This is a genomic window from Kitasatospora sp. NPDC101155, assembly GCF_044768305.1.
Taxonomy (GTDB): domain Bacteria; phylum Actinomycetota; class Actinomycetes; order Streptomycetales; family Streptomycetaceae; genus Kitasatospora.
The window spans coordinates 334,219-358,449 of record NZ_JBIWPN010000001.1 but is presented as its reverse complement, the minus strand read 5'-3'; the positions used below and the strand labels follow the sequence as shown (position 1 = coordinate 358,449).

The window sequence follows — 24,231 nt, the reverse complement described above, 5'->3', positions numbered from 1 at the left end:
ACTGCCGACTCCGGAGGAGCTGCCCTGAGCCGAGGAGACCTGTCGACGTGAGCAGCAGGCCGATCCGAGGCGCTGCTCGCCTCGCCGCCATACTCGACGCCCTGCCCGACGCGTTGTTGCTGGTGAACAGCAACGGCACCGTCGTGGACGCCAACAGCGCGGCCGTCCAGGCGCTGCAGGCGCCGGGCACCTCGCTGGTCGGCATGGGCGTGCTGGGGCTGCTGCCCGAGTTCGACCCCAGCCGGATCCCCGGCTCGATGCGCCCGGCCACCCGCGACGGCGACACCCTGGACCGTCCGGTCCGGATGACCGCCCACCGCACCGACGGCACCACCTTCCCCGTCGAGGTCTCCGGCAACGACTTCGCCGACGACGACGGCTACGCGCGTTCCCCGCTCGCGCCGTACGACCCGTACGGCGAGGGCTCGCGCCCGCCGTCCTCCTCCGACCTGCTCCTGCTGCTGGTCCGCGACCTCTCCGGCCGGCTCGGCGTCGAGGCCGAGCTGCGCCGCCAGCACAAGCAGACCGAGATGATCCTGCGGGCCGCCGCCGAGGGCGTGCTCGGCGTGGACCTCGAAGGCCGCTGCGTGCTGGTCAACCCGGCCGCCGCGCACATCCTGGAGTACCGGGCGAGCGAGCTGGGCGGGCGCGAGCTGCACCCGCTGATCCAGCACTCCCGGGCCGACGGCACCCCGCTGGCGCTGGAGGAGTCCGCTCTGCTGGACACCCTGACCTCCGGGCGCAAGCACCGGGTGCGCGGCACCGTGCTGTGGCGCAAGGACGGCCGTCCGGTCACCGTCGACCTCACCACCGCCCCGGTCCGGGACGGTGACCAGCTGGTCGGTGCGGTGATGACCTTCACCGACCGCAGCCGCGAGCTCGCCCTGATCGCCCGCAACGAGCACCTCACCGCCGTCCTGGAGAGCGAGCTCGGCGGCGCGCTGACCACGCTGAACCAGCGGCTGGACGCCCTCGCCGCCGACCCGGCCGGGCAGCTCTGGCCGGAGGCCAACTGGACCCTGCGCCGGCTCGCCGACGAGTGCCGCCGGTTCGGCAAGCTGATCGACGGCGTACTCGAACACCAGCGCTCCGAGGCCGGCGAGAGCCCGACGGAGGGCAAGGACGCCAAGGACGCCAAGGCCGGCAAGGACTCGAAGGACGGCAAGGGCGGACGGAAGGCCGCGAAGCAGGTGCCGGTCGGACTGGACGAGGTGGTCCGCCGGGCCGTCGAGGAGGCCGGCGGGCTGGTCGGCCCCGGCCGGGTGCGCTTCTCGGTGCACGCCGCCGCGGTCGAGGTGATCGCCGACGAGCGGCGGCTCGCTCAGGCGCTGGCGCACCTGGTCGCCGACGTCAGCGGCGTCGGCCTGTCGCTGGACGCCCCCGCCTCCCCCTCCCCCGGCCTCTCCGTTCCCGGGCTGGGCGGCCCGACCTCGCCGGTCACGGCCCCCGAACCGCCGACCGTGGTGCTGGCCGCCGCCCAGCGCGGCGAGGTCGCCCGGGTCGAGATCCGCGGCCCCGGCATCGGCGGCAGCCCCGTCCACCTGCCGATAGCCCGCGCGGTGGTCGAGCGTCACGGTGGCGTCCTCCAGCCGCACGAGCTGCCCGGCAAAGCCGGGACCACCTACGTCGTCGAGCTGCCGCTGGACCCGGCCGCTGCGAAGGCCGCCGCCGAGCGCGCCGCCTCCGAGGGCCGCTCGGACCGGCCCAAGGAGACCGACAGCGCCGTCCTGCCCGAACTGCCGGGCATCCCGCAGCTGCCCAGCAGCGGCGAGGCGGCCGAGGCCGCCTCTACCGCCGCTCCCGCTCCCCAGCAGCCCGGCGGCAAAGCCCCGGAGCCGGAGCAGGCGCCCGTCGAGGAGCCCCCGGCCGAGCGGCGCGGTCGCCGCGGCAGGCCCGCCCCCGAGGAGCAGCCCACCGCCGACCCCGCGGCCACCACCGCCCCGGCCGTCCCGGCCGACCAGTGGCCGAACGCCCCCGCCCGGGTCGAGCGGGCCGTCCCCGAACAGTGGAACGGCACCGGCAACGACCCCGCGTACGGCCGCCAGGGCCTGGCCGGCCCGGACGCGCGGCAGAGCGACCCGTGGGGCACGGACGACGGCCGCTCCGGCCCCGCCTACGCCGTGCCGGTCGAGGGCGGACGCCCGCAGCAGAGCCGACCCGGCGGCCGCGAGCCGCTCGCGCTCGGCCCCGCGCCCTCGGACGCCCCCGCGCAGCTGGCCGACGCCCCCGCCGAGGACGGCGGCGAGGCCAAGCCCCGTCGGCGCCGCGCCCTGCCCTCCGCCGAGGACTCCTCGGGCGGCTTCGCGCTGCCCGGGATCACCGACGCCCCGGTGTACCCGGGCCTGGAGCACGCCCTGCCCGCCGGTCCCGCGCCCGCCCCGGCCGAGCCGGCCGCCGCGCCGACCGGCCGCCGCCGTCGGCTCTCCGTGCCGCCCGGTCCCGCGCCGGAGAACGCTGCCGGCCAGGACTCCCAGAATGCCCAGGACGCCCAGGGCACTCAGGGCGCTCAGGGTCCCGGCACCGCGCTGGAGCCCGCCCGGCCCGCACTGCCCGCCGCCGAGGACCAGCGCGCCCCGCGCCCGGTCGGCAGCGGCCTGGCCGAGCTCGCCCCGCCGCGCCCGCTCGTCACCCCGCCGGTGCCCGCCGTCCCGCCGCAGCCGCCCGTACCGGCCGAGGCCCGGACCGCGCCGCGCCCGATGGCCGAGCTCCCGCCCGCCGACGGGACGTCCTCGGCCGAGCAGCCGCAGGCCACGGCCGGTGAGCTGGCCAACGCCCGCCGACTGCTGGTCTGGCCCGAGCCCGATCCGGCCACCAACCAGGCTCTTCAGGCCCGCGGCTACCAGCCGGTGATCGTCCGCTCCCGCGAGGAGGTGGACGCCCAGGTCGCCGGCTTCCCGGCGGCGCTCTTCGTCGACCCGCTGACCGGCCCGATCACCCGCACCGCGCTGCAGTCGCTGCGCACTGCGGCGCTCAACAACCGGGTCCCGGTGCTGGTCACCGCCGGCCTCGGCCAGGCCACCCGGGACGCCGCGTACGGCGCCGACCCGGCCGTGCTGCTGCGCGCCCTCGCGCCGCGCGACGGCGAGCACCACGCCCCGCGCGTGCTGCTGGTCGAGGGCGACCCGGACATCGCCGCCGCCATGATCAGCAGCCTGGAGCGGCGCGGCATGCACGTCGAGCACGCGACGGACGAGAACGACGCGGTCGCCCGGGCCGCCAGCGTGCAGCCCAACCTGGTGGTGATGGACCTGTTCCAGATCCGCCGCCGGCGGGTCGGCCTGCTGGACTGGCTGCGCGCCAACGACCGGCTGCACCGCACCCCGCTGGTGGTCTACACCTCGGTGGACCTCGACCCGCGCGAACTGCCCCGGCTGCGCACCGGCGAGACGGTGCTGTTCCTCGCCGAGCGCTCGACCAGCGAGGACGTCCAGTCCCGGATCGTCGACCTGCTCGGACGGATGGGCGCGATGGGCGAGGCGGGCGTCGCCGCCGCGGGCTGAGCACGTCGCAGGGCCGGCCACCCCGATCGGGGTGGCCGGCCCTCGCCGTCGCGCCTCGTTACTCCTTGCCGAGCACCGTGACGTCCAGTTCGTCGGCCGCGTAGCCGGCCCGGATCACCTTCTTGTCGAACTTGCCGACCGAGGTCTTCGGCACCGACTCGACGATCGCCCAGCGCTCCGGCAGCTCCCAGGAGGCGACCCGCTCGGCCAGGAAGGCCCGGAGCTCCTTCAGCCCGACGGTCGCGCCGGGGCGCAGCACGACGGTGGCCAGCGGGCGCTCGCCCCACTTCTCGTCCGGGACGGCGACCACGGCGGCCTCGGCCACCTCGGGGTGGGCCATCAGCTCGTTCTCCAGGTGCACCGAGGAGATCCACTCACCGCCGGACTTGATCACGTCCTTGGCCCGGTCGGTGAGGGTCAGGTAGCCGTCGGCGGTGATGGTGCCCACATCTCCCGTGCGCAGCCAGCCGTCCTCGGAGAACTTGTCGTCCGGGCGGACCGGGTCCTGCCCGGCGCCGCCGTAGTACGCCCCGGCGATCCACGGGCCGCGCACCTCCAGCTCGCCCGCGGCGACGCCGTCGTGCGGCATCCGCTCACCGCCCGGGCCGATCAGCCGGGCCTCGACGGAGGCCGGGAAGAGGCCCTGGGTGATCCGGTACGGCCACTCCTCCTCGGGGGTGAGGCCGCCCGGCGGCTGGGCGAAGGAGCCGAGCGGGGAGGTCTCGGTCATGCCCCAGGCGTGCAGCACCCGGATGCCGTGGCGCTCGTCGAAGCCCTTCATCAGCGAGGGCGGGCAGGCGCTGCCGCCGATGACGACCATCCGCAGGCTGGACGTGTCGTAGTCGCCCGCGTCCAGCTCGTCCAGCAGGCCGCTCCAGATGGTGGGGACGGCGGCGCTGACGGTGGGGCGGACGGCGGCGATCATCTCGGCCATCGGCTTGGGCTGGAGGAAACGATCCGGCATGAGCAGGTTGGCGCCGGACATGAAGGCGGCGTGCGGGATGCCCCAGGCGTTCACGTGGAACATCGGGACCACCGGCAGCGCGGTGTCGCGCGGGGTGAAGGCGAAGTTGTCGCCGGTGTTGACCTGCATGCAGTGCAGGTAGATCGAGCGGTGGCTGTAGAGCACGCCCTTCGGGTCCCCGGTGGTGCCCGAGGTGTAGCAGAGCACGGCGGCCTGACGCTCGTCGATGTCCCGCTGCCACGGGTAGTCGACGGGCCGGTCGGCGATCAGCTCCTCGTAGTCGTGCACACCGCCCGCGAAGCCGGCCAGCAGCGAGCGGTCGCCGGGGCCGGCCACCACGATGTGCTTGAGCGTGGGCGCGAGCTCCGGCAGCACGGCGGCGAGCAGCGGCAGCACGCTGCCGTTGACGATGATCACGCGGTCGGCGGCGTGGTTGACGATGAACGACAGCTGGTGGCGGGCCAGCCGCAGGTTGAGCGTGTGCAGCACCGCCCCCATCGCGGGGACTGCGAGGTACGCCTCCAGGTGCTCCGTGTTGTTCCACATCAGGGTCGCGACGCGGTCGTCCCCGGTCACCCCGAGCTCGTCCCGCAGCGCGTACGCGAGCTGCGCGGCGCGGGCGCCCACCTCGGCGTAGCTGCGGACGACCGGCCCGGTGCCGTCCCAGGTGGAGACGGTGGAGCGGGCGTGGATCGTGGACCCGTGCTCCAGGATCCGGGTGACGGTGAGCGGTACGTCCTGCATCGTGCTGAACACGGGTCCTCCTCGACCTGGCGGCACTGGCGGCGCCCGCGACACACCTACCGGCCGGTAATGCGCGGACGTGCCCGATTGTGCCGCCCCGCCCGCCCGCTGTCAGCATCCTGACTCCGTTGCACGGATCACTGATTCGCCCCGGTTTCTCCCGACAACCGTCGCCGCGGCCCGGCGCGACCGGCCTCGGTGCCGGGCCCGGGTGGCTCAGCGGTGGTCGGGCGGGTGATCGACGCCCGGGAGCCACTGACGTAGCTGCCGAGCCCCCCTGCGCGCCACGCCGCCGGCGGCGTGCGAGTCCATCCTTTCGGGTGCACCCGTCCGCATCCATCCCGATTCCTGTAACGAGCTTGCTGGTTCAGCACTCCTTACGGCAAACTCGTTAGCATGCCCACCTCCCATACCGGCGAAACCGCTGCCCCCACCTCGGCCGCCGCCGTCGCCGAGGCCCTTGCCATGCCGCCCGCCCCCAAGGGCGAGCCTGCCGGCGAGCGGGGCAGCTGGCGACGAGGTGAGGAGTCCGGCTCCGCGGCACCCCCCGGGGTGGACCCCGGCCGATCCACCGGCCGGTTCGGCAAGGTCCTGCGGCGCCCGGAGAGGATCCCGGCGCCGCTTCTCTGTCTGGCCGCGATGTTCCTGGTGCAGACCGGCATCGCGCTGTCCAAGCCGCTCTTCGGCCCGCTCGGGGTCAGCGGCACGACCTTCCTGCGGCTCGGCTTCGCCGCGGTCATCCTGCTCGCCGTCACCCGGCCGAAGCTGCGCGACAAGCGCCCGCGCGACCTCGCCGCGGCCGCGCTGCTCGGCATGGCCTCGGCCGGGATGACCTTCCTGTTCGCCGGGGCGGTCGACCGGCTGCCGATGGGCACCGCCGCGACCATCGAGTTCCTCGGCCCGCTCGCGGTCGCCCTGGTCTTCGCCCGGCGCGCCAGCCATCTGCTCTGGGCGCTGCTCGCCGCGGCCGGGGTGGCGCTGCTGACCCTGCTCGGCGGGGGCGACGGCGGCGGCTCGCTCGACCCGGTCGGCCTGCTGTACGCCTTCGGGGCGGCCGCCTGCTACTCGGCGTACATCCTGTTCACCGACAAGGTCGGCGCCGCCTTCCAGGGTTTCCAGGGCCTCGCGGTGTCGATGACGGTCGGCGCGCTGACCCTGGCGCCGTTCGGGCTCGGCGAGGCCTGGGACGGGCTGACCGCGCCCGGCGCCTCGCCGCTGGTGCTGCTGGCCGCGGTGGCCGGGGTGTCGCTGCTGCTGCCGGTGATCCCGTACGCGCTGGAGATGACGGCGCTGCGCCGGATGCCGCAGCGGGTGTTCAGCGTGCTGGTCAGCCTGGAGCCGGCGGTCAGCGCGCTGGTCGGGCTGGTGGTGCTCGGCCAGCTGCTGGGCGCGGCGCAGCTGGCGGGGATCGGCTGCGTGGTGGCGGCCAGCGTGGGGGCCACGCTGACCGGACGGCGATAGGGCGCGGTCAGGGCCCTACGGCCAGAGCAGGGTGCGCGACCACTCCGGGCTGTGGACCGGGCCGGTGCGGGTGTAGCGCAGCCGGACGTGCCGGCGCTGGGCGTCGCCCTGCCAGAACTCCACCTCGTGCGCCCACAGGGTGTAGACCGCGTGCCCGGGCGCGACGGCGTCCGGGGTGGCCTCCAGTCGGCGACGGGCGACCGCCACCGCCTCGTCGTACTCGGTGAGCGCGCCCAGCGGCTCGCTCTGCCGCCCGACCAGCGCGCCGACCCGGGCGGCGGGCGAGCGGGTGGCGAACTCGGCGGCGGCGACCAGGTCGGCGGCCCGCTCCACGCTGCCGCGGACCCGCACCTGGCGGCCCAGCTGCGGCCAGTAGACGGACAGCGCGGCGGCGGGGTGGCCGGCGAGCTGACGGCCCTTCGGGCTGTCGGCGGCGGCGGAGAAGTTCCAGCCGGTGCCGGCCGCGTCGACGTCGCGCAGCACCAGCACCCGGGCGTCCGGCATGCCGTCCGCGTCGACCGTGGAGAGGGTGAAGGCCTGCGGGTCCAGCACCCCGGCGTCCAGGGCGGTGGTGAGCCAGTCCACGAACAGCGGGCCGGGCTCGGCGGGGGCGGCCTCGTGGTCGAACGAGGGCAGCGGGCGGGCCATCGGCGGGCGGCCGAGCAGCAGCTCGGGGACGGACCTCGGCTCGGGCCGGTGCTCGTCCAGCGGCGCCGGGCACACCTCCGGCCCCGGCTCCGGTGCGGGCCTGGCCCCGTCCGGGCCGGTCAGGTCCTCGTCCTCCGCCGCCATCGCGCGCCCTTCCTTCCGGTTGCCGCGGTCGTCGCGCCGGCCGGGCCGTCCGTTCCGGGCCCGGGCACGTGGTGCGCTGTCGGAGCGCAACCGTACCGCCGTGGACCGACGGCTCCGGGCGCGGGCCCTCGGTGAACGGATCAGGGCCGCTCGGACGGGCCGGGGCCTCGTACGGGCGGGCGACTCCGTACGAAGGGGGCTTCGCGCGGACCGGGGCTTCGTGCGGACCGGCGGCTTCGTGCCGCCCGGCGGCTTCGGACCGGGCTTCGGACGCGCTCGTGGGCGGTGCCGATGGCGGCACCGCCCACGCGGCCGGTTTCGCGGCGACCCTTTCCGCTTGGCCGGTCAAAGCGCTCTGTCCGATCCACCCCCCGGACGGAAGCCCGCCCGGGAACCGCTTCGAACCCCTTCGCGGATGCTCAGCTCACCCGCGGTCGTCCACCTCCGGCGCCCCCGCCGTCGGTGGTGCCCGGGGAGGTCAGCGGAAGATCGGGGCGAAGATGACGTTGATGTTCTTGTTGCCCTGGCCGGCCAGGATGTTGCCCGCGTTGTCCTTCGACGCGAGGGTGTTGTTCTGGTTCGAGGCACCGGAGCCGGTGGCCGTCTGCTGGGTGGAGACGTAGTTGCCGTCGACCCCGCCGAACACGTTCCCGGTCCCGGTGTTGGACACCACGCCGGCGTTGGAGCCGCCCGCGGCACCCGCGCCGTTGTCGGCGGCCGCGGCACCGGCACCCGCCAGCAGCAGGCCGACCGCCAGCGGGGCGGCGAGTAGGAACCCGGTCACCCGGCGGGTGTTGATGCGAGCCATGTGAGCCTCCAAGAAGCTGTTAATCGTGCAATGTCGAGCTCGGGATGCGGGAGTTCGCCGGCCAGACGAACACCTGCGGGCTGCGACGCCGGGAGACAGACTTCCGCAACAAATCGACAAAGCACCAGCCGACGGAGCCGTTTTCGCCCGTTAGCGTGATATCCATCCGAGCCGCGCATAACGGCGGCGAATCCGGACAGCGCGCCGACACACCCTCGTCCACCTGGCATTTCGCCCGGACGGCGACCGGACAACGACCCCCGGAAAACGGCGCTTCGATGCCTCGCGAACCACCGGGCTCACCACCCCGGCGCAGTCCGCCCGCGAACACGCCCCCGAAAAGTTCGCCCACCCTTCCATGTCGACTTTTCCGGCCATTCATAGACCGTCTGATAGTCGTACCGAAAATTCGAGCAGAAGGGACCCGACTGGTGCGGACCAAAGAGTGTGGAAAATCAGACCATCTTGCCTGGGTTGAGGATCCCCAACGGGTCGAAGACGGCCTTCAGCTGCCGCTGCAGGTCCAGCGCGACCGGCCCCAGCTCCCGGGCCAGCCAGTCCCGCTTGAGCAGCCCCACCCCGTGCTCCCCGGTGATCGTGCCACCCAGCTCCAGTCCGAGCGCCATGATCTCGTCGAAGGAGCGCTGGGCCCGTACCGTCTGCTCCTCGTCCGAGCCGTCGAAGATCACGATCGGATGGGTGTTGCCGTCCCCGGCGTGGCTGACCACCCCGATGGTCAGCGCGTGCCGCTCGGCGATCGCCGCGACGCCGTTCAGCATCTCGGCCAGCCGGGAACGCGGCACCGCCACGTCGTCGATCATCGTGGTGCCCAGCCGCTCCAACGCGGGCAGCGCCAGCCGCCGGGCCGCCAGCAGCAGGTCGGACTCCGCCTGGTCCTCGGCCGGGACCACCTCGGTCGCCCCGGCCTCCCGGCACAGCCCGGCGACCCGCGCCAACTCGGCCTCCCGGTCCGGCCCGTCGAAGGCCACCAGCAGCAGCGCCTGGGTCGACTCCGGCAGCCCCATCCGCCCCAGCTCGTTGACGGCCCGCACCGAGACCGCGTCCATCAGCTCCATCAGTGACGGCGTCAGCCCGCGCGCCATCACCTCGCAGACCGCCGCACCGGCCGCGTCCGCGCTCGGGAACTCCGCCGCCAGCGCCAGCTGCGGGGCCGGCACGGGCCGCAGCGCCAGCACCGCCCGGACCACCACCCCGAGCGTCCCCTCCGAACCGACCAGCAGCCGGGTCAGGTCGTACCCGGCCACCCCCTTGGCCGTCCGGCGCCCGGTGGACAGCAGCCGTCCGTCCGCCAGCACCACGTCCAGCCCGAGCACGTACTCGCCGGTGACCCCGTACTTCACGCAGCAGAGCCCGCCCGCGCCGGTGCCGATGTTGCCGCCGATCGTGCAGGACTCCCAGCTGGACGGGTCCGGAGGGTAGTACAGCCCCAGCTCCTCGACCGCCCTGGACAGTTCGGCGTTCACCACACCGGGCTCCACGACCGCGATCCGGTTCACCGGGTCGATCTCCAGGATCCGGTTCAGCTTCACCAGGGACAGCACGATGCAGCCGTCCACCGCGTTCGCCGCCCCCGACAGCCCGGTCCGCGCCCCCTGCGGCACCACCGGCACCCGCAGCTCGGTGGCGGTGCGCAGCACGTGCCGCACCTGCTCCACCGTCTCCGGGAACACCACCACCGCGGGCGTACCGGCGGCGCAGAACCCGGCCATGTCATGGCTGTAGGCCGCGGTCACGTCCGGATCCACCACGACGGCCTCCGCCGGGAGGCCCTGCGCCAGTCGGTCCGTCAGATCACTCATCGCCGCCTCCGCTCGCCGCCCGACCGCCCCCACCTCCGCACTCTGCCCGGCGGGGAGGGGGCGGGCAAGTGGGCCTCGGGGAGCGCCGGGCGCCTCCGGACGGGACCGAACACGTCCCCGGGTCACGCCCGGCGGAAAGTCCGGGTCACCAGAGCGACCGAGCCCACCGCCCCCGAGGCGACGGCACACACGAGCATGGTCACGGCCGCACCCCCACGGTCGGCAAGCAGGCCGAGCAGTCCGTTGGCCAGCACCAGCGCGAGGCTCTGCACCAGCGTCAACAGCGCCTGCACCCGGGAGAGATGGGACGCCGGAGCGCCACCCAGCACCAGCGGCCCGAGGTGGCAGGCGAACAGCCCGGAGCCGAGGCCGGTCACCGTACCGCCCGCCACCGCCACCGCCGGCCCCGGGGACAGCGCCAGCAGCGCGATGCCGACCGAGGCCGTGCAGAGCCCGGCCGCTGCCCCGACCCCCGCCCGGGGCAGCGCGCCGCGCCAGGCGACCAGGCTCGCCACCGCGAGCACCCCGGCCGCCTGTCCGCCGGCCACCAGTCCGGCCGTCCCCGCCGTCCAGCCGTGCGCCCGGGCGAGCAGCGGCCCGAGCAGCGACACCACCGGCAGCAGTCCCGCGGCTGCGGCCCCGGTGAGCAGCAGCGCGGCCCGCAGCAGCGGGTCGCGCAGGGCGAGCCGGACCCCGGACGCCGCCTCGCGCAGCAGCCCGCTCGGTGCGGCCGGCCCGGCGTCCTCCCGGGGCCGGACCCTCAGCAGGACCAGCAGGACGACCCCGAAGCTCACCGCGTCCGCGACCGCGGCGCCGGCGAACCCCCCGACGGTGACCAGCAGGCCGCCGAGCGGCGCCCCGAGCAGGGCGGCGCTCTGCCCGCCGGCCTGCCGCAGCGCGAGCGCCCGGGGCAGCCCATCGACGGGCACCAGGCGGCGCGGCATCGATCCGCTCGCCGGCAGGTAGAACGCGTCGACCGTCCCGATCACGCCCGCCGCCGCGACCAGCAGCCAGAGCGGCGTACCCCGGCCGCCCACCGCGACCGCCAACGCGGCCGTCGCGACCAGCATCACCGCGTCCCCGGCGAGCATCACCCGACGGGCGCCGAACCGGTCCGCGACCGCACCACCCAGCAGGACCAGCACGGTGCGCGGGACGGTGATCGCCGTCAGGACCAACCCGGCCGCCCCACCGCCGTGCGCGGAGGCGGCCCAGCCGAGAGCGAAGTACAGCGCGGCATCACCCAGCAGCCCGGCCTGGGCGCCGGCCAGCCAGAGCAGGTACGGACCGGGCAGCGGCGCCCGCGCGGTGGTGGCGGTGGTCATGCCGGGGGACGCTAGGACCCTCGACCTGGTCGAGGGCAAGCACGGCCCACCGGCGAAGCACCGGCTTCAGGGACGACCCCGGCCGCCGGACCGCTCCGGAAAACACCGAGGGCGGGTGCCGAGTGGGCTCGGCACCCGCCCTGAGCAGGTGGTTCTCCTACCAGCGGAGAGCGTGGGATTCGAACCCACGGTGACGGGTCACGCCACGACAGTTTTCAAGACTGTTCCCTTAGGCCGCTCGGGCAGCTCTCCAGGCGGAGGTCAGCCTAACGGGTCCGGCGGGCTTCGGCGCACACGATTCCGCGCTCCCGAGGGTCACTGGTCGCCGTCGCGCTGACCGAGGGTGACCTTGGTGGTGTACGTCTGACCGTTGCGGGTGTACTCGACGTCCACCGTCTCGCCCGGCTTGTGCGTCCAGATCCGGCTGACCAGGGCGGGGCCGTTCTCGATCGGCGCGCCGCCGAGCTTGGTGATCACGTCGCCCGGCTTGAGGCCGGCCTTGTCGGCCGCGCCGCCGGGGGTGACGGCCGGCTGGCCCTGGATGTCGCGGGTCTGGATCTGCGCGCCGTCGCCCTTGTAGTCGTCGTTGCGCAGCACGTCGAGCTTGGCGTAGACCGGCTTGCCGGTCTTGATCAGGGTGTCAGCGACCCACTTGGCCTGGTTGATCGGGATGGCGAAGCCCAGGCCGATGCTGCCGGCCCGGCCGTTGGCGGAGGCGTTGGACTGGATCGCCGAGTTGATGCCCATCACCGCGCCGCTGGAGTCGAGCAGCGGGCCGCCGGAGTTGCCGGGGTTGATCGAGGCGTCGGTCTGCAGGGCGTTCATGTACGAGGCCTGCGCGCCGGTCTCGTCGCCCGAGGCGACCGGGCGGTCCTTGGCGCTGACGATGCCGCTGGTGACGGTGGACTCCAAGCCGTACGGCGCACCGATCGCGATCGTGGTGTCGCCGACGTTGACCTTGTCGGAGTCGGCCAGCGCCAGGGGCGCCAGCTTGCCCTTCGGCGGGTTGTCGATCTTGACCACGGCGACGTCGTAGCCGTCGGCGTGGCCCAGCACCGAGGCGCTGTAGGACGTGCCGTCGGCGAACTTGACGGTCAGTTTGCCGCCGTTGAGGGCTGGCGCGACCACGTGGTTGTTGGTGAGGATGTGGCCCTCGGTGTCGAAGACGAAGCCGGTGCCGGTGCCCGACTCGCTGCTGTTCTGCGCCTTGATGGTGACGACGCTGGGCAGCGCCTTCTGCGCGATGGCGGCGATCGAGCCGGGGACGGGCTCGTTCTTCTGGGTGTCGCTGGCCTGGACGGTGGTGCTGCGGTGGTCGTCGGCCGAACTGCTGCTGCTGACCTGGTTGGTGGCGACCACGCCGATCGCGCCGCCGGCCACACCGGCGACCAGCGCGACGGCCGCGAGGAGGGCCACCAGGCCGCCGCGCTTCTTGCGCGGGCCGCCGGGGCCGCCGGGGTGGTCGGCCGGGTAGCCGAGCGGGCCGCCGGGGTAGTCGGGGCCTCCGGGGCCGCCGGGGTAGTCGGGGCCTCCGGGGCCGCCGGGGTAGCCCGCACCGCCGGAGGTGGCGTCATGGGCGGCGCCCCAGCCGCCGACCGGCTGGCCGGCGCCGAACGGGTGGTGGCCGTGCGCGGCGGGCGCGGCGCCGTACGGCTCCTGCGCACCGGCGGCGGGCACGCCGTGGGAGGGGGTCGCGTACGGGTTGGCGGCCGGCGGCAGGGCCGGGGCCACCGGGGCCGCGGCTGCGGGCGCGGGCGCGACGGGCGGCGCGGGCGGCAGGACCGGCGGCGGGGCGTCGATGTAGCCGGTGACCGGGTCGACGGCGTGCTCCTCGGCGGCGGGCACCGCCGGGACCTCCGGCGCGGGGACCTTGGTGAAGGCCACGGTGGGCTTGTGACCGCCCTCGGCCGGGGCGGCCGCAGTCGGGGCGGCCTCGACCGGCTCGAGCCCGGCCTCCGGCGCGGTCTCCGGCTCCGGGACGCGGCTGAACGCCATCGTCGGCTTGTGCCCGCCGTCGCCCGCGGCGGCGGCCGACGCCGCGTCAGCGGCTTCCGGCGCGGCCTCGGGCTCGGGGACCCGGCTGAACGCCATCGTCGGCTTGTGGCCGCCCTGAGCGGTGCCGTCGGAAACGGGCCCAGCCGTCTCCTCGGGGCCCGCGGGCTGCTCCCCCTGCGGCCCGGTGGGCCCAACCTCGCGCTCGGTGCTCACGGACGACCTCCATAGCTGACAGAACCAAGGACCATAGTTTTTCGCACCGTCGATTCGATTGCCGTAAGGACCCCTCTGAAGAACTCATAAGAATCCTTAGCCGACACCGACGACGGCGATGACGGCGACGGTCGGGGAGCCCCCCTCCCTCCGCCCGGGCGTTCCGCGACGCGGACCGCACACCCCGTGGCCTTTGGCGTTCGTACCTGTGCCGGTTAGCCTGTCGCTCCAAACTGACACGCGGGAGCTTGGACCGACCAGGCTGAGAGTGCGCATGTCGACCGTACGCCAAGTAGGACACCGGCGAACCGTCGAGGGGGCGCTGACCGCCGGAACCTGTCCGGGTAATGCCGGCGTAGGGAGTATCGGCCATGCCGCCTGCTTCGCCATCCTCTTCTTCGAGCGCGCCCACGTCCAAGGATTTCCTTGATCGTCCCGCGGACGCGACCGCCCCCGGCACCGACGGGCGTGTCGAGGCGCCGCTGGTGCTGGACACCGAGCCGCCGCGCACCCTGCGCTTCCGGGACCACTTCGCGCTCTGGATGAACCTGGGCGTCAGCCTGATCGGCTTCTCCACCGCCGCCACCGTGCTCGGCGAGAAGGGCAGCGAGCTGTCGCTGGCCGCCGCGGTGACCGCGATCGTGGCCGGTACGGCGGTCGGCACCGCGATGCTCGGCGTGGCCGCGCTGATCGGCGCCCGGACCGGCGCCCCCGCGATGGCCAACCTGCGCGGGCTGTTCGGCACCCGGCTGTCCTACCTGCCGACCGTGCTGAACATCGTCCAGTGCATCGGCTGGGGCGTGTTCGAGCTGCTGACCATCTCGGCGGGCGCCCAGACCGTCGCCCACACCACCGGCTACCGCTGGCTGTTCGTGCTGGCCGCGGGCGCGCTGACCACCGCGCTGACGATCTGGCCGCTGGGCGCGATCGCGGTGCTGCGCCGCTTCGTGGCCGGGGCGGTCGCGGTCGCGATGGTGTACTTCACCGTCCAGTTGGGCCGTCAGGGCGTACCGGACCCGGGCGCGGGCAACTGGCACGGCTTCCTGGGCGCCACCGACGCGATGATCGCGGTGTCGATCTCCTTCGTCCCGATGGCCGCCGACTACACCCGGCACTCGCGCACCGCGGGCTCGTCCTTCTGGGGGAGCTTCTCCGGCTACACCGTCGCCCAGGTCTGGTGCTACGTGCTCGGCCTGATGGCGCTGCTGCAGTCCGACGGCGACCCGAGCCGGATCTTCGACTCCTTCCTCGGCGTCTGGGCCGGCTGGCTGTTCCTGCTGGTGCTGGTGCTGCGCGAGACCGACCAGTCCTTCGCCAACGTGTACTCGACCGCGATGTCGCTGCAGAACCTGCTGCCGCGGGTGGACCGCCGGGTGCTGAGCGGCGGGATCGGCGTGCTGACCACCGTGCTGGCACTGCGGATCGACAGGTTCACCGACACCTACAGCAACTTCCTCGGCCTGATCGGCTCGGTCTTCGTGCCGCTGCTCGCGGTGCTGGCGGTGGACTACTTCTTCGGGGCCGGCCGGCACGGCTGGGACCTCTCCGAGAAGGCGCCGTCCCGCTGGCTGATGCTGCTGCCGTGGGTGCTGGGCTTCGCGGTCTACCAGTTCATCGCGCCGACCGCGGTGGCCGGCTGGTGGACGGACTTCTGGACCTCGGCCCAGCGGGCCCTGCACTTCACCCCGCAGGAGTGGACCTCCGCCTCGCTGTTCGCCTTCCTGGTACCGGCCCTGGTCACCTGGGCGCTCACCCCGCTGACCCGGCGCGCCGCCCGCGCCTGAGGCACCGGGGGCGAAACCGGCCCCGCAGGTTGGGACCGTCTTCGCCCCCGCGTCACCTCCGCCGCCTATCGTTGGGCCCGTGACCAGCCCAGACCTGTCCCCGTCGGCGGCGCGCACCGCGCCCTCCGTCCAGGTGATCGCCCATCGCGGTTCCTCCCACGCCCTGCCCGAGCACACCTTTGCGGCCTACCGGCGCGCGCTCGACGAGGGCGCGGACGCCGTCGAGTGCGACGTCCGGGTGACGGCCGACGGCGAGCTGGTCTGCGTGCACGACCGCCGGATCGGCCGGGTCTCGAACGGCCAGGGCACCGTCTCCGCGATGACCCTCGCCGAGCTGGAGGCGTACGACTTCGGCGCCTGGAAGACCGGCCGCCCCAGCACCGACCCGGAGCTGCGCGGCGTGCTGCGGCTGGAGCGCCTGCTGGAGCTGGTGGTGGACTGCGGCCGCCCGGTGGACCTGGCGATCGAGACCAAGCACCCGGTGCGCTTCCGCGGCCGCGTCGAGGCCGAGCTGCTGCGGATGCTGGAGCGCTTCAAGATCGGCGCGACCCGGGAGGGCGACCGCCCGTCCGCCCGGATCATGAGCTTCTCCTCGATCGCGCTGAACCGGGTGGCCGCCGCCGCACCGGAGTACCAGCGGGTCTTCCTGATCGAACGGATGCTGCCACTGCTCGGCCAGCTGCGCCCGGGCAAGCCGCTGCCGGGCGGGGCGCGGATCGCCGGCCCGGGCATCGAGCTGGTCAAGGCCAAGCCGCAGCTGGTGCCCCAGCTGCGCGAGCTGGGGCACCAGGTGCACGTGTGGACGGTGGACGAGCCGGCCGACGTCGAACTCTGCCTGGAGCTCGGGGTGTCCGCGATCATCACCAACCGGCCCGCGGAGGTGCTGGCCCAGCTCGGGCGGTGACCGGCCGGCGGGCCGAAGGCCGTACCGCCTCAGCCTGATCACTCTGGTCGGCAGTCAAACCTTCCGCGCACGGTATTGCCGGAATTCTTGCGTTCGGGCGACGGAGGGTGAGCACGGAATGACCTCTCGTCGACCCTGAGTCGCGTTGCTCGAAATGGACTCGCGGGATCCTCCGGCAGTCGTTTCCGACGCATTACCAAGGGGCATCCATCCCTCGGCATACGCTGAAGGAGGTCCGGGGGTGGCGTTGATGGTGGCGCGCGAAGTGCCGACTTCATCGACCATGGCAGTGCCGCACGGCCCAGCGAGTGTCGGGGTCGTACGGCGCCGACTGCGTCGAGATCTGGGTGACCGGCAGATACCGGAACCGGTCATTGATGATGCCGTATTGATCCTTTCCGAACTGTTGAGCAACGCCTGTCGATACGCCCGTCCGCTCGGCCCGCTGCCGGCCCTCGGCCGCGGGGCCCGGGCCGAGGTGGTGAACCAACTGCTGGTCGGCGTCCCCTCCGGGACGCACCCCGCAGCGGGCGGCCGGGAGCACGACGACGGTACGGGCGAGCCGGGCGGCGGCGTGCTGGTCCGCTGGCAGATGCACGCCGACGGCGCGCTCACCCTGGAGGTCACCGACGGCGGCGCGACCACCCGGCCGCTGCCCGCCAGCCCTTCGCTGACCTCGCGGGGCGGTCGCGGCCTGAGCATCGTCGACCAGCTGGCCAGCGACTGGGGCGTGCGCGACGCGCCCGGCGAGGTGACGGTCTGGGCGGCGCTGCCCGCGCGGGCCCGGCACGCCCGGCGCACCGGCGGCGACGCGCGCAGCGCGTAGCCGCACGTCCGCGGGCACACGTCCGCGGGCACACGCCCGTACGACGCCCACCCCGGCGCGTTCCCGCGCGCCGGGGGAACGTCAGTAGGCTTCCCGGAGCAAAGGACCACCGTTCCCGGGAGAGCCGCACCATGGGCAAGAAGGCCGCCAAGAAGGCGCCGCAGCGCCAGTCCACCACCGCCGTCACGGGCGAGATCCCCGTGGTCGGGGCCCGCGAGGACTGCCCCTGCGGCTCGGGCCGCCGGTACAAGGCCTGCCACGGCCGGGAGGCCTCGCACGCGGTGCAGGAGCTGGTGCACCGCCCGTTCGAGGGCCTGGCGGGCGAGGCCGACTGGGTGGCGCTGCGCGAGCTGGTGCCGGCCGCGACGGTGCCGCTGACGCTGGCCGCCGGGGTCGCCGAGACCGCCGCCGGTGACGTCCCGTCGGTGACCCTGGCCACCGTGCTGCCGCTGGCCTGGCCGGCACTGCGCCGCCAGGACGGCTCGATCCTGCTCGGCCTGCAGAGCCAGTCCTCCTCCGGCGACCTCAGCCGCGACCTCGCGGACGCCCTGGAGCTGGCCCTGGCCACCGAGCCGGGCACCCCGGTGCCGGCCCGCCGGACCGTCGCGGGCGGGCGCCGCCTGCAGGACCTGCTGGACACCACCGCCGCGTTCACGCCCACCGTGCACACCGGCTTCGAGTTCTGGCTGGAGGACGCCGAGTCCGCCACCGGCGAGGTCGCCGCCTCCCTGGAGCGCGCCAACGCCTCGGCCATCCCGACCGAGAAGCTGGCCGGCCTCGACGCCGCCTACTGGTGCGGCACCCCGGACAAGAACCACCTGCGCTGGGTGATGACCGTGCCCGAGGAGAAGCTGCTGGACGCGCTGGCCCGGCTGAACGCCGCCGGCGAGGCCTCGCTCGGCCCGGACACCCGCCTGGTCGGCTCCTTCCGCGCGCACGGCCTGACCGTCCCGGTGTGGGACCTCCCGCTCGCCATGACCGCCGCCGACTGCGAGAAGCCGGCCGCCGAGTTCGCCGAGCGGCTCGCCGCCGTCCTCGCCGACGAGACCCCGCTGACCGCCGACGAGCGGCGCGCCCGCGCGAACCTGGTGAACCGTCAGGTCACCTTGAACTAAAGCGCGCAGGATCAGGGTGATACGCGTCACATTGTCGCGGTGAAGCCGCAATTTCCGGGCCTGGAGGGCGTCTTGGAAATTGGCGCGGGCGCGGATCCTTGTTACTGTCTAAAGAGTCCGGCCGCTGGTGCATCCCCCGTCGCCAGCGGCCGGATCTTTTGTTTTTCCGGAGCGGCCCGCCGAAGCGGGCCCCGGAACCCCTCCGGCGGCGCCCCGTCAGTGCGCCGAGCGGCCACTTTCCAGCCGGACCGTCGCGTCCACCAACTCACCCAGCAGCGGCCCGACCTGCGGCAGCCAGACCCCACCGTCCGCCGACGGCCGCGGCGTCAGCACCCAGCGCACCCGGCCGGCCGCCCCGCCGGGCGGCAGCGGCAGGAAGCCGCCCGGCCCGTGGTAGCGCAACGAGCCCGGCACCCAGGGGAGTTGGGAGAGCATCTCGCCGAGCACGTCGAGCGAGTACGGGGCCACCAGGAGCGCGTAGCGGCCCGGCATGGCCAGCACCGGGCCGAGCGGCAGCCGCAGCGCGCCCAGGTGGACCAGGGCCCGGGCCCCGGCCGCCGCGGGCAGAGAGACCGCCGAGACTGTGGAGCCGGTGGCGGCCAGCACCGGCGCGTCCGGGCTCTGCCGCTCCCACCACCAGCGCACCATCCGGGCGTCCGTGGTGGCGGCCAGCAGCGAGGGGTCGTGCGGATGCGCGCCGGGCACCGGGCAGTCCGGGTCGCCGCAGGAACAGCGCCCGCCGCACAGGACGGTTCCCGGCACCACGGGCCAGCGGTGTTCGACGGCAGCCGTCAGGGCCGCGTCCAGCCGGGCGGACGACTCCTGCGACCGGCTCTTCGGGTTCTCACGCATGGCGCTCGTTCCTTTCCCTGACCGCTCGGTTCGCTCCGCCCCACGGCATCCGGCGGGACTCGCCACGCGGGCCCGCGACGGCACGGCCCCGGGCGGCGCGAAGCGGGGGCGGGCGGCATGGCGGACGGCGCGGCTACGACGTGGAGCACGGTGTGGAGCACGACATGAGAAGGGCCGCGCAATGGAACAGCCCTTGGAACGAGAATCCCGTATGCGACCGGATGGACGCCGCCCGGGCGCGCTTGGTTCCACCGTACGAGTGAGAGACTTCCGGACAGCCCGCTGCACGGGCGGCACGGACATTACGATCCGGACGGCCGCCCGGTCCGTCCTCTCGGTTCTGCCCGCTCCCGGCCCGCTCCATGCCTCCGGACCCGACCGGCGCGCGCACCGACCACGCGCGCCCTCCGACCGGAGTGATGACGCTGTGGAACCGGCCATCGCGTCGTCCTGGATCTGGACATGCCCCGAATGGCCTGTGTAGAAGTGGTGGCATTGCTGTCGATCAATGACGAGTAGTAGCGATTCGAGGCGAAACACGCCCTTTGGCCGTGCTCGCTCCACATCGGGCCGTATCTGGGGGTTTCGCATGGCACGTAGCACCGCGTCAGGAGTGGCGGCATGACCGAGTCCCACGCGTCGACGTCCCACCCGTCGCCGACGACCGCCGAGCTGGGCGAACCCGGTTGCGCGGGCGGGCTCACCGTCCTCGACCCGCCCGACCTGCTCGCCCCCGCCGACGCGCCGGAGGGCACCGCGGACGACCTCACGGCACCGTCCGCCGCCACCGTGCAGGACCGTTTGACCGGACGTCTGTCCGACATCACCAGCCTGCACGAGCACACCGAACGGCTCGCCCGCGCCCGCGGCCTCACCGCCACCCTGGACGCCGTCCTCGCCTCCGGCGCCGCGCTGCTCGGCGCCGGCCGCGGCGTCCTGGTCACCCTGATGCCCGACGGTGGCCTCGGCCAGCCGGTCGGCCTCGGCCTCGACCGGGCCAGCCTCGGCGCCCTGGAGACCGTCCCGACCGAGCAGAGCCTGCTCGCCCGGCTGCTGCGCGAACAGGACCGACCCGAACAGCTGCACTCCGTCGACCTCGCCGAGGACCCGGTCATCGGCGCCCGGCTGCGCGAACTCGCCGTCCACCTCGGCCTCGGCGGCGCCTTCGGCCTGCCGCTCGCCACCGCCGAGGACGGCCCGCTCGCGGCCGCCGTCTGGTTCTACGACCGGCCCGCCGAGCCCACCGACCGCCGGCGCGAACTCGCCCTCCGCTACTGCGACGTCGCCGCCCCGCTGCTCGCCAAGCAACTGGAGGCCGAACGCACCCGCCGCACCACCGAGGCGCTGCGCCGCGGTCTGCTGCCGGACCACCTCCCCCAGCCGGACGGGCTGCGGCTGGCCGCCCGGCTCCTCCCGGCCGGCCTGGACCACTCCTGCGGCAGCGACTGGTACGACGCCATCCCGCTGCCGGACGGCACCGTCGGCCTCACCGTCGGCTCGGTCTCCGGCGACGGCCCCGGCGCGGGCCCCGGCTCCGCCCCCGGCGCGGCCGCCGCGATGGGCCGGGTCCGGGCCGCGCTGCGGGCGTACGCGGTGCTGGAGGGCGAGGACCCGGTCTCCGTCCTCGGCGACCTGGAGCTGCTGCTCAAGACCACCGAGCCGAGCCGCACCGCCACCGCCGTCTACGCCTGGGTCGAGCCCGAGGAGCGCCGGATCACCCTCGCCGGCGCCGGGCACTGCCCGCCGATCCTGGTCGGCCGACACGGCGCCGAGTTCGTCGAGACCTCGCTCTCCGCCCCGCTCGGCATGCTGACCTGCTGGGAGGCCCCCGGGGTGGAGTTCACCGCCGAGCGCGGCGACACCCTGCTGCTCTACACCGAGGGCCTGGCCCGCCGCTGCGGCCCGACCCTGCACGCCGGGCAGGCCAACCTGCGCCGGGCCGCCGCCGACGCCCCGCGCGACGTGCGGATCGCCCCGGACCGGCTCTGCGCCCACCTGCTGGCCGTCTGCCCCGGCCCGGACGCCGCCCCGGCCACCGACGACCTGATGATGCTGGCGGCGCGCTTCGAGTAGGCATACGAACCCCGAATCGGTGAGCGGCCGGGCGTCCGTACCATGGACGCACGGCCGCCCGCGCGTGTCGCGATCCGACACCTCCCCCGACGGGCGGCGGTACCACCCCCAAGGAGGCGTTGCACGTGACCGAGGACCGGACCCCCGCGGTGGCCGAGAACCCCGAGGCCGAGGGCGGCGAGGAGCCGCAGCAGTTCAGTGGCCGCAAGAACGGCCTCTACGGCGAGATCTCGGACGAGCTGTCCGCCTCGATGAAGTCCGGCTGGGCCGACACCGAGCTGCACGGCCTCGCCCCGATCGCCCAGGCCCCGTACGCGGCCGAGCGCCGCGCCAAGCTCTCCGCCGCCTACCCGGGCCAGCGCCTGGTCGTCCCCGCCGGCAACCTGCGGGTGCGCGCCAACGACACCGACTACAACTTCCGCGCCGCCAGCGAGTACGTGCACCTCACCGGTGACCAGACCGAGGACGCGGTGCTGGTCGCCGAGCCGACCGGCGAGGCCGGCCACGAGTTCACCCTGTACCTGCTGCCCCGCTCGAACCGCGAGAACGGCGAGTTCTGGCTGGACGGCTACGGCGAGCTGTGGGTCGGCCGCCGACACAGTCTGACCGAACAGGAGCAGCTGCTCGGCCTGCCCGCGCGCGACGTCCGCAAGGCCGCCGAGGAGCTGGCCGAGCGGGCCAAGGACGCCGCCGTGCCGACCCGCATCGTCCGCGGCTACGACGCCGGCCTGGAGGCCGCGCTGGCCGAGGTGCTGGACGCCGACAAGGACGCCGAGTTCAAGGAGTTCCTCAGCGGCCTGCGGCTGGTCAAGGACGAGTGGGAGATCGGCGAGCTGCGCGCCGCCTGCGACGCCACCGTCAACGGCTTCACCGACGTGGTCCGCGAGCTCGGCCAGGCCGTCGCCACCTCGGAGCGCTGGATCGAGGGCACCTTCTGGCGCCGCGCCCGGGTCGAGGGCAACGACGTCGGCTACGGCACCATCGCCGCGGCCGGCCCGCACGCCACCACCCTGCACTGGGTCCGCAACGACGGCGACGTGCGCCCCGGCGAGCTCCTGCTGCTGGACGCCGGCGTGGAGACCCACACCCTCTACACCGCCGACGTCACCCGCAGCCTGCCGATCAACGGCCGCTTCACCGAGCTGCAGCGCAAGATCTACGACGCGGTGTACGACGCCCAGGAGGCCGGCATCGCCGCGGTCAAGCCGGGCGCCCGCTTCCGCGACTTCCACGAGGCCTCGCAGCGCGTCCTCGCCGAGCGCCTGCTCGCCTGGGGCCTGCTGGACGCCTCGGCGTACGACGTCGAGAAGGTCCTGGAGCTCGGCCTGCAGCGCCGCTGGACCCTGCACGGCACCGGCCACATGCTCGGCCTGGACGTCCACGACTGCGCCCACTCGCGCCGCGAGGAGCACGTCGACGCCCTGCTGGTGCCCGGCATGGTGCTCACCGTCGAGCCCGGCCTGTACTTCCAGCAGGACGACCTGACCGTGCCGGAGGAGTACCGCGGCATCGGCGTCCGGATCGAGGACGACATCCTGGTCACCGCCGAGGGCAACGAGAACCTCTCGGCGGGGCTGCCGCGCCGCTCCGAGGACGTCGAGGCGTGGATGGCCTCGCTCGCCTGAGCCGATCGGTGAAGGGCCCGGCCTCCCCCGGTGGGGAGGCCGGGCCCTTCGGCCGTCGGCGGGGGGGTCAGCGCCGGACGGCGGGCCGGACGGTGGTGACGGCGCCGCGGTGGCCGTCGGAGTCGCCGCCGACCTGGATCTCCACCGGACCGGCGGCAGCGGTCCGGTTCAGGCCGACCCGGAACGTGTACTCGGCCGGGTTGCCCTCCATCACGCCCACCAGCTGGGAGGGCGCCACGCCGAGCTGCCCGTTGCAGTCCGGGGTGACCTCGAAGCTCTTCCACTCGTCGCGGACCTTCGCCTCGATCGTGACGTCCTCGCCGGACAGGCCCTCGCCGGTGGGGAGCGCCAGCCGCACCACCGGGCGCAGCAGGCCCGGGCCGTCGGGCGACGAGACCTTGAAGGAGAACTCGGTCGGGGTCTTGCCGACGACGAGCTCGGTCGGGGTGGACACCGAGGTCACCACCGGGCGGTGGCTGTCGACGACCGCCATGTTCACCACGCTCTTCACCATCGTCTTGAAGGAGTGCGGCACCACGGCGTCCGCCTCGACGGCCAGCTTGCCCGGCTGGTTGCCCGCGTCGAGCACCATCCGGTACTCGACGGTCCGGCTCTCGCCCGCGGCCAGGGTGAAGGCCGCGTCGTCGCCCGTGCCCGCGTAGTCCATCCCGCCGCCCTGGCTCAGCGACGGCAGGGCCTTCCAGCCGGAGGCGTCCTTGCGCTCCAGGGTGCCCTTCGCCATCGAGAGCATCTGGTAGCACTGCGCGCCCTCGAACTCCTGCGTCGCCACCACCGGCGCCACCTGACGGCTGCCCGAGGAGTCGTTGTTCTTCCAGGTCACCGAGAAGGACACCCGGTCGCCCACCTGGATCTTCCGGCCCTCGCTCAGGCCGCTGAAGGCGATTCCGATGCCGCCGGACGGGGCGGGCTCGGTGGCCTTGGCAGTGGGCTTGGCGGTGGGCTTGGCGCTCGGCTTCGCGGTGGCGGTGGGCTTGGCGGTCGGGGTGGCCGCGCCCTGGTGGTCCGCGGCGGGGGTCGACACCCCGGCGGCGGGGGTCCCGCTGGTCGGCGCGGGCGTGGCGGGGGTGGTCGACGGGGTGTCGGCGGGGGTCGACGGTGCGGTGACTGCGGGAGCGGCGGAACGCGTGGCGCTCGGGGCGGCCTGGGCACCGTTCTCCGGGGAGTCGCAGGCGGAGACACCGATGGCGGCGACGACGGCGAGCGGAACAATCTTCGCAATACGGGTAATAACGGACGCGTTCATGTGACAGTCCCCCCAGAGGACACGGTGATGGTGGTGATCGGATGAACGGGCGCCTTGCCTTCGCGCCCCGAGGAGCCGGCCCGAGCTCCGGCCCCGCCGGCTCGCTCTCCCCGCCTCTCACCCTGATAGACGTCCATCCCGGCAGGGGGTTGCAGGTGGGTTCGGA

At 74.3% G+C, this 24,231-nt stretch carries 16 protein-coding genes, 1 tRNA gene and 1 riboswitch; of the genes, 8 read left to right on the top strand and 9 right to left on the bottom strand.

Features of this window, described 5'->3' with window-relative positions:
- Nucleotides 1-47: 47 nt before the first annotated feature.
- Nucleotides 48-3,500: a PAS domain-containing protein gene (locus ACIRYZ_RS01715; protein WP_402938160.1), complete on the top strand. Its 3,453-nt coding sequence runs from the start codon at nt 48-50 to the stop codon at nt 3,498-3,500.
- 58 nt (nt 3,501-3,558) lie between these two features.
- Here ACIRYZ_RS01715 and ACIRYZ_RS01710 read toward each other — a convergent pair whose 3' ends face one another.
- Nucleotides 3,559-5,220 (bottom strand): long-chain fatty acid--CoA ligase, encoded by a 1,662-nt coding sequence (locus ACIRYZ_RS01710; protein WP_402938158.1) that lies wholly within the window; start codon nt 5,218-5,220, stop codon nt 3,559-3,561.
- Nucleotides 5,221-5,604: 384 nt separating this feature from the next.
- On the opposite strand from ACIRYZ_RS01710, the gene ACIRYZ_RS01705 reads away from it, so the two are divergent.
- Nucleotides 5,605-6,669, top strand: coding sequence for an EamA family transporter (locus tag ACIRYZ_RS01705; protein ID WP_402938155.1), 1,065 nt, complete (start codon nt 5,605-5,607; stop codon nt 6,667-6,669).
- A gap of 15 nt (nt 6,670-6,684) precedes the next feature.
- Here ACIRYZ_RS01705 and ACIRYZ_RS01700 read toward each other — a convergent pair whose 3' ends face one another.
- The 6 genes from ACIRYZ_RS01700 to ACIRYZ_RS01675 form a co-directional block, all read right to left on the bottom strand.
- Nucleotides 6,685-7,461, bottom strand: coding sequence for a pyridoxal 5'-phosphate synthase (locus ACIRYZ_RS01700; protein WP_402938152.1), 777 nt, complete (start codon nt 7,459-7,461; stop codon nt 6,685-6,687).
- A gap of 478 nt (nt 7,462-7,939) precedes the next feature.
- The gene (locus ACIRYZ_RS01695; protein WP_402938150.1) at nt 7,940-8,269 is read right to left on the bottom strand and encodes a hypothetical protein; all 330 of its coding nucleotides are present in this window, start codon (nt 8,267-8,269) and stop codon (nt 7,940-7,942) included.
- 455 nt (nt 8,270-8,724) lie between these two features.
- The gene (locus ACIRYZ_RS01690) at nt 8,725-10,089 is read right to left on the bottom strand and encodes an FAD-binding oxidoreductase (protein WP_402938147.1); all 1,365 of its coding nucleotides are present in this window, start codon (nt 10,087-10,089) and stop codon (nt 8,725-8,727) included.
- A 122-nt stretch (nt 10,090-10,211) separates the two neighbouring features.
- Nucleotides 10,212-11,414, bottom strand: coding sequence for an MFS transporter (locus tag ACIRYZ_RS01685; protein ID WP_402938144.1), 1,203 nt, complete (start codon nt 11,412-11,414; stop codon nt 10,212-10,214).
- Between the two features lie 164 nt (nt 11,415-11,578).
- Nucleotides 11,579-11,666, bottom strand: a tRNA-Ser gene (locus ACIRYZ_RS01680).
- 63 nt (nt 11,667-11,729) lie between these two features.
- Nucleotides 11,730-13,409: a S1C family serine protease gene (locus ACIRYZ_RS01675; RefSeq protein WP_402938511.1), complete on the bottom strand. Its 1,680-nt coding sequence runs from the start codon at nt 13,407-13,409 to the stop codon at nt 11,730-11,732.
- Between the two features lie 443 nt (nt 13,410-13,852).
- A riboswitch (TPP riboswitch) is annotated at nt 13,853-14,001 on the top strand.
- On the opposite strand from ACIRYZ_RS01675, the gene ACIRYZ_RS01670 reads away from it, so the two are divergent.
- The 4 genes from ACIRYZ_RS01670 to ACIRYZ_RS01655 all read left to right on the top strand — a co-directional run bounded on the left by ACIRYZ_RS01670 (nt 13,994) and on the right by ACIRYZ_RS01655 (nt 18,251).
- Nucleotides 13,994-15,406 (top strand): purine-cytosine permease family protein, encoded by a 1,413-nt coding sequence (locus ACIRYZ_RS01670; protein WP_402938141.1) that lies wholly within the window; start codon nt 13,994-13,996, stop codon nt 15,404-15,406. (Overlaps the previous riboswitch by 8 nt.)
- Nucleotides 15,407-15,485: 79 nt before the next feature.
- Entirely contained in the window at nt 15,486-16,310 is an 825-nt protein-coding gene (locus ACIRYZ_RS01665) for a glycerophosphodiester phosphodiesterase (protein ID WP_402938139.1), read from the top strand.
- Between the two features lie 388 nt (nt 16,311-16,698).
- A complete protein-coding gene (locus tag ACIRYZ_RS01660; protein ID WP_402938136.1) occupies nt 16,699-17,136 on the top strand; it encodes an ATP-binding protein in 438 nt (145 codons plus the stop codon).
- Between the two features lie 131 nt (nt 17,137-17,267).
- A complete protein-coding gene (locus ACIRYZ_RS01655; protein WP_402938133.1) occupies nt 17,268-18,251 on the top strand; it encodes a DUF5926 family protein in 984 nt (327 codons plus the stop codon).
- A 216-nt stretch (nt 18,252-18,467) separates the two neighbouring features.
- Here ACIRYZ_RS01655 and ACIRYZ_RS01650 read toward each other — a convergent pair whose 3' ends face one another.
- The gene (locus tag ACIRYZ_RS01650) at nt 18,468-19,103 is read right to left on the bottom strand and encodes a bifunctional DNA primase/polymerase (protein ID WP_402938131.1); all 636 of its coding nucleotides are present in this window, start codon (nt 19,101-19,103) and stop codon (nt 18,468-18,470) included.
- 621 nt (nt 19,104-19,724) lie between these two features.
- Here ACIRYZ_RS01650 and ACIRYZ_RS01645 point away from each other — a divergent pair.
- Together ACIRYZ_RS01645 and ACIRYZ_RS01640 are read left to right on the top strand one after the other, a co-directional pair.
- On the top strand, nt 19,725-21,176 hold the full coding sequence (locus tag ACIRYZ_RS01645; RefSeq protein WP_402938128.1) for a PP2C family protein-serine/threonine phosphatase: 1,452 nt from the start codon (nt 19,725-19,727) through the stop codon (nt 21,174-21,176).
- Between the two features lie 125 nt (nt 21,177-21,301).
- Nucleotides 21,302-22,801: an aminopeptidase P family protein gene (locus ACIRYZ_RS01640; RefSeq protein WP_402938125.1), complete on the top strand. Its 1,500-nt coding sequence runs from the start codon at nt 21,302-21,304 to the stop codon at nt 22,799-22,801.
- Nucleotides 22,802-22,868: 67 nt separating this feature from the next.
- On the opposite strand, the gene ACIRYZ_RS01635 is transcribed toward ACIRYZ_RS01640, so the two are convergent.
- Nucleotides 22,869-24,065: a hypothetical protein gene (locus ACIRYZ_RS01635; protein ID WP_402938123.1), complete on the bottom strand. Its 1,197-nt coding sequence runs from the start codon at nt 24,063-24,065 to the stop codon at nt 22,869-22,871.
- Between the last annotated feature and the right edge of the window lie 166 nt (nt 24,066-24,231).

Bases quoted from the DNA above. Each gene is read 5' to 3' on its own strand.
- ACIRYZ_RS01705 (WP_402938155.1), top strand. From the start codon at position 5,605: ATGCCCACCTCCCATACCGGCGAAACCGCTGCCCCCACCTCGGCCGCC.
- ACIRYZ_RS01700 (WP_402938152.1), bottom strand. From the start codon at position 7,461: ATGGCGGCGGAGGACGAGGACCTGACCGGCCCGGACGGGGCCAGGCCC.
- ACIRYZ_RS01695 (WP_402938150.1), bottom strand. From the start codon at position 8,269: ATGGCTCGCATCAACACCCGCCGGGTGACCGGGTTCCTACTCGCCGCC.
- ACIRYZ_RS01690 (WP_402938147.1), bottom strand. From the start codon at position 10,089: ATGAGTGATCTGACGGACCGACTGGCGCAGGGCCTCCCGGCGGAGGCC.
- ACIRYZ_RS01685 (WP_402938144.1), bottom strand. From the start codon at position 11,414: ATGACCACCGCCACCACCGCGCGGGCGCCGCTGCCCGGTCCGTACCTG.
- ACIRYZ_RS01675 (WP_402938511.1), bottom strand. From the start codon at position 13,409: ATGGCGTTCAGCCGCGTCCCGGAGCCGGAGACCGCGCCGGAGGCCGGG.
- ACIRYZ_RS01670 (WP_402938141.1), top strand. From the start codon at position 13,994: ATGCCGCCTGCTTCGCCATCCTCTTCTTCGAGCGCGCCCACGTCCAAG.
- ACIRYZ_RS01655 (WP_402938133.1), top strand. From the start codon at position 17,268: ATGGGCAAGAAGGCCGCCAAGAAGGCGCCGCAGCGCCAGTCCACCACC.
- ACIRYZ_RS01650 (WP_402938131.1), bottom strand. From the start codon at position 19,103: ATGCGTGAGAACCCGAAGAGCCGGTCGCAGGAGTCGTCCGCCCGGCTG.
- ACIRYZ_RS01645 (WP_402938128.1), top strand. From the start codon at position 19,725: ATGACCGAGTCCCACGCGTCGACGTCCCACCCGTCGCCGACGACCGCC.
- ACIRYZ_RS01635 (WP_402938123.1), bottom strand. From the start codon at position 24,065: ATGAACGCGTCCGTTATTACCCGTATTGCGAAGATTGTTCCGCTCGCC.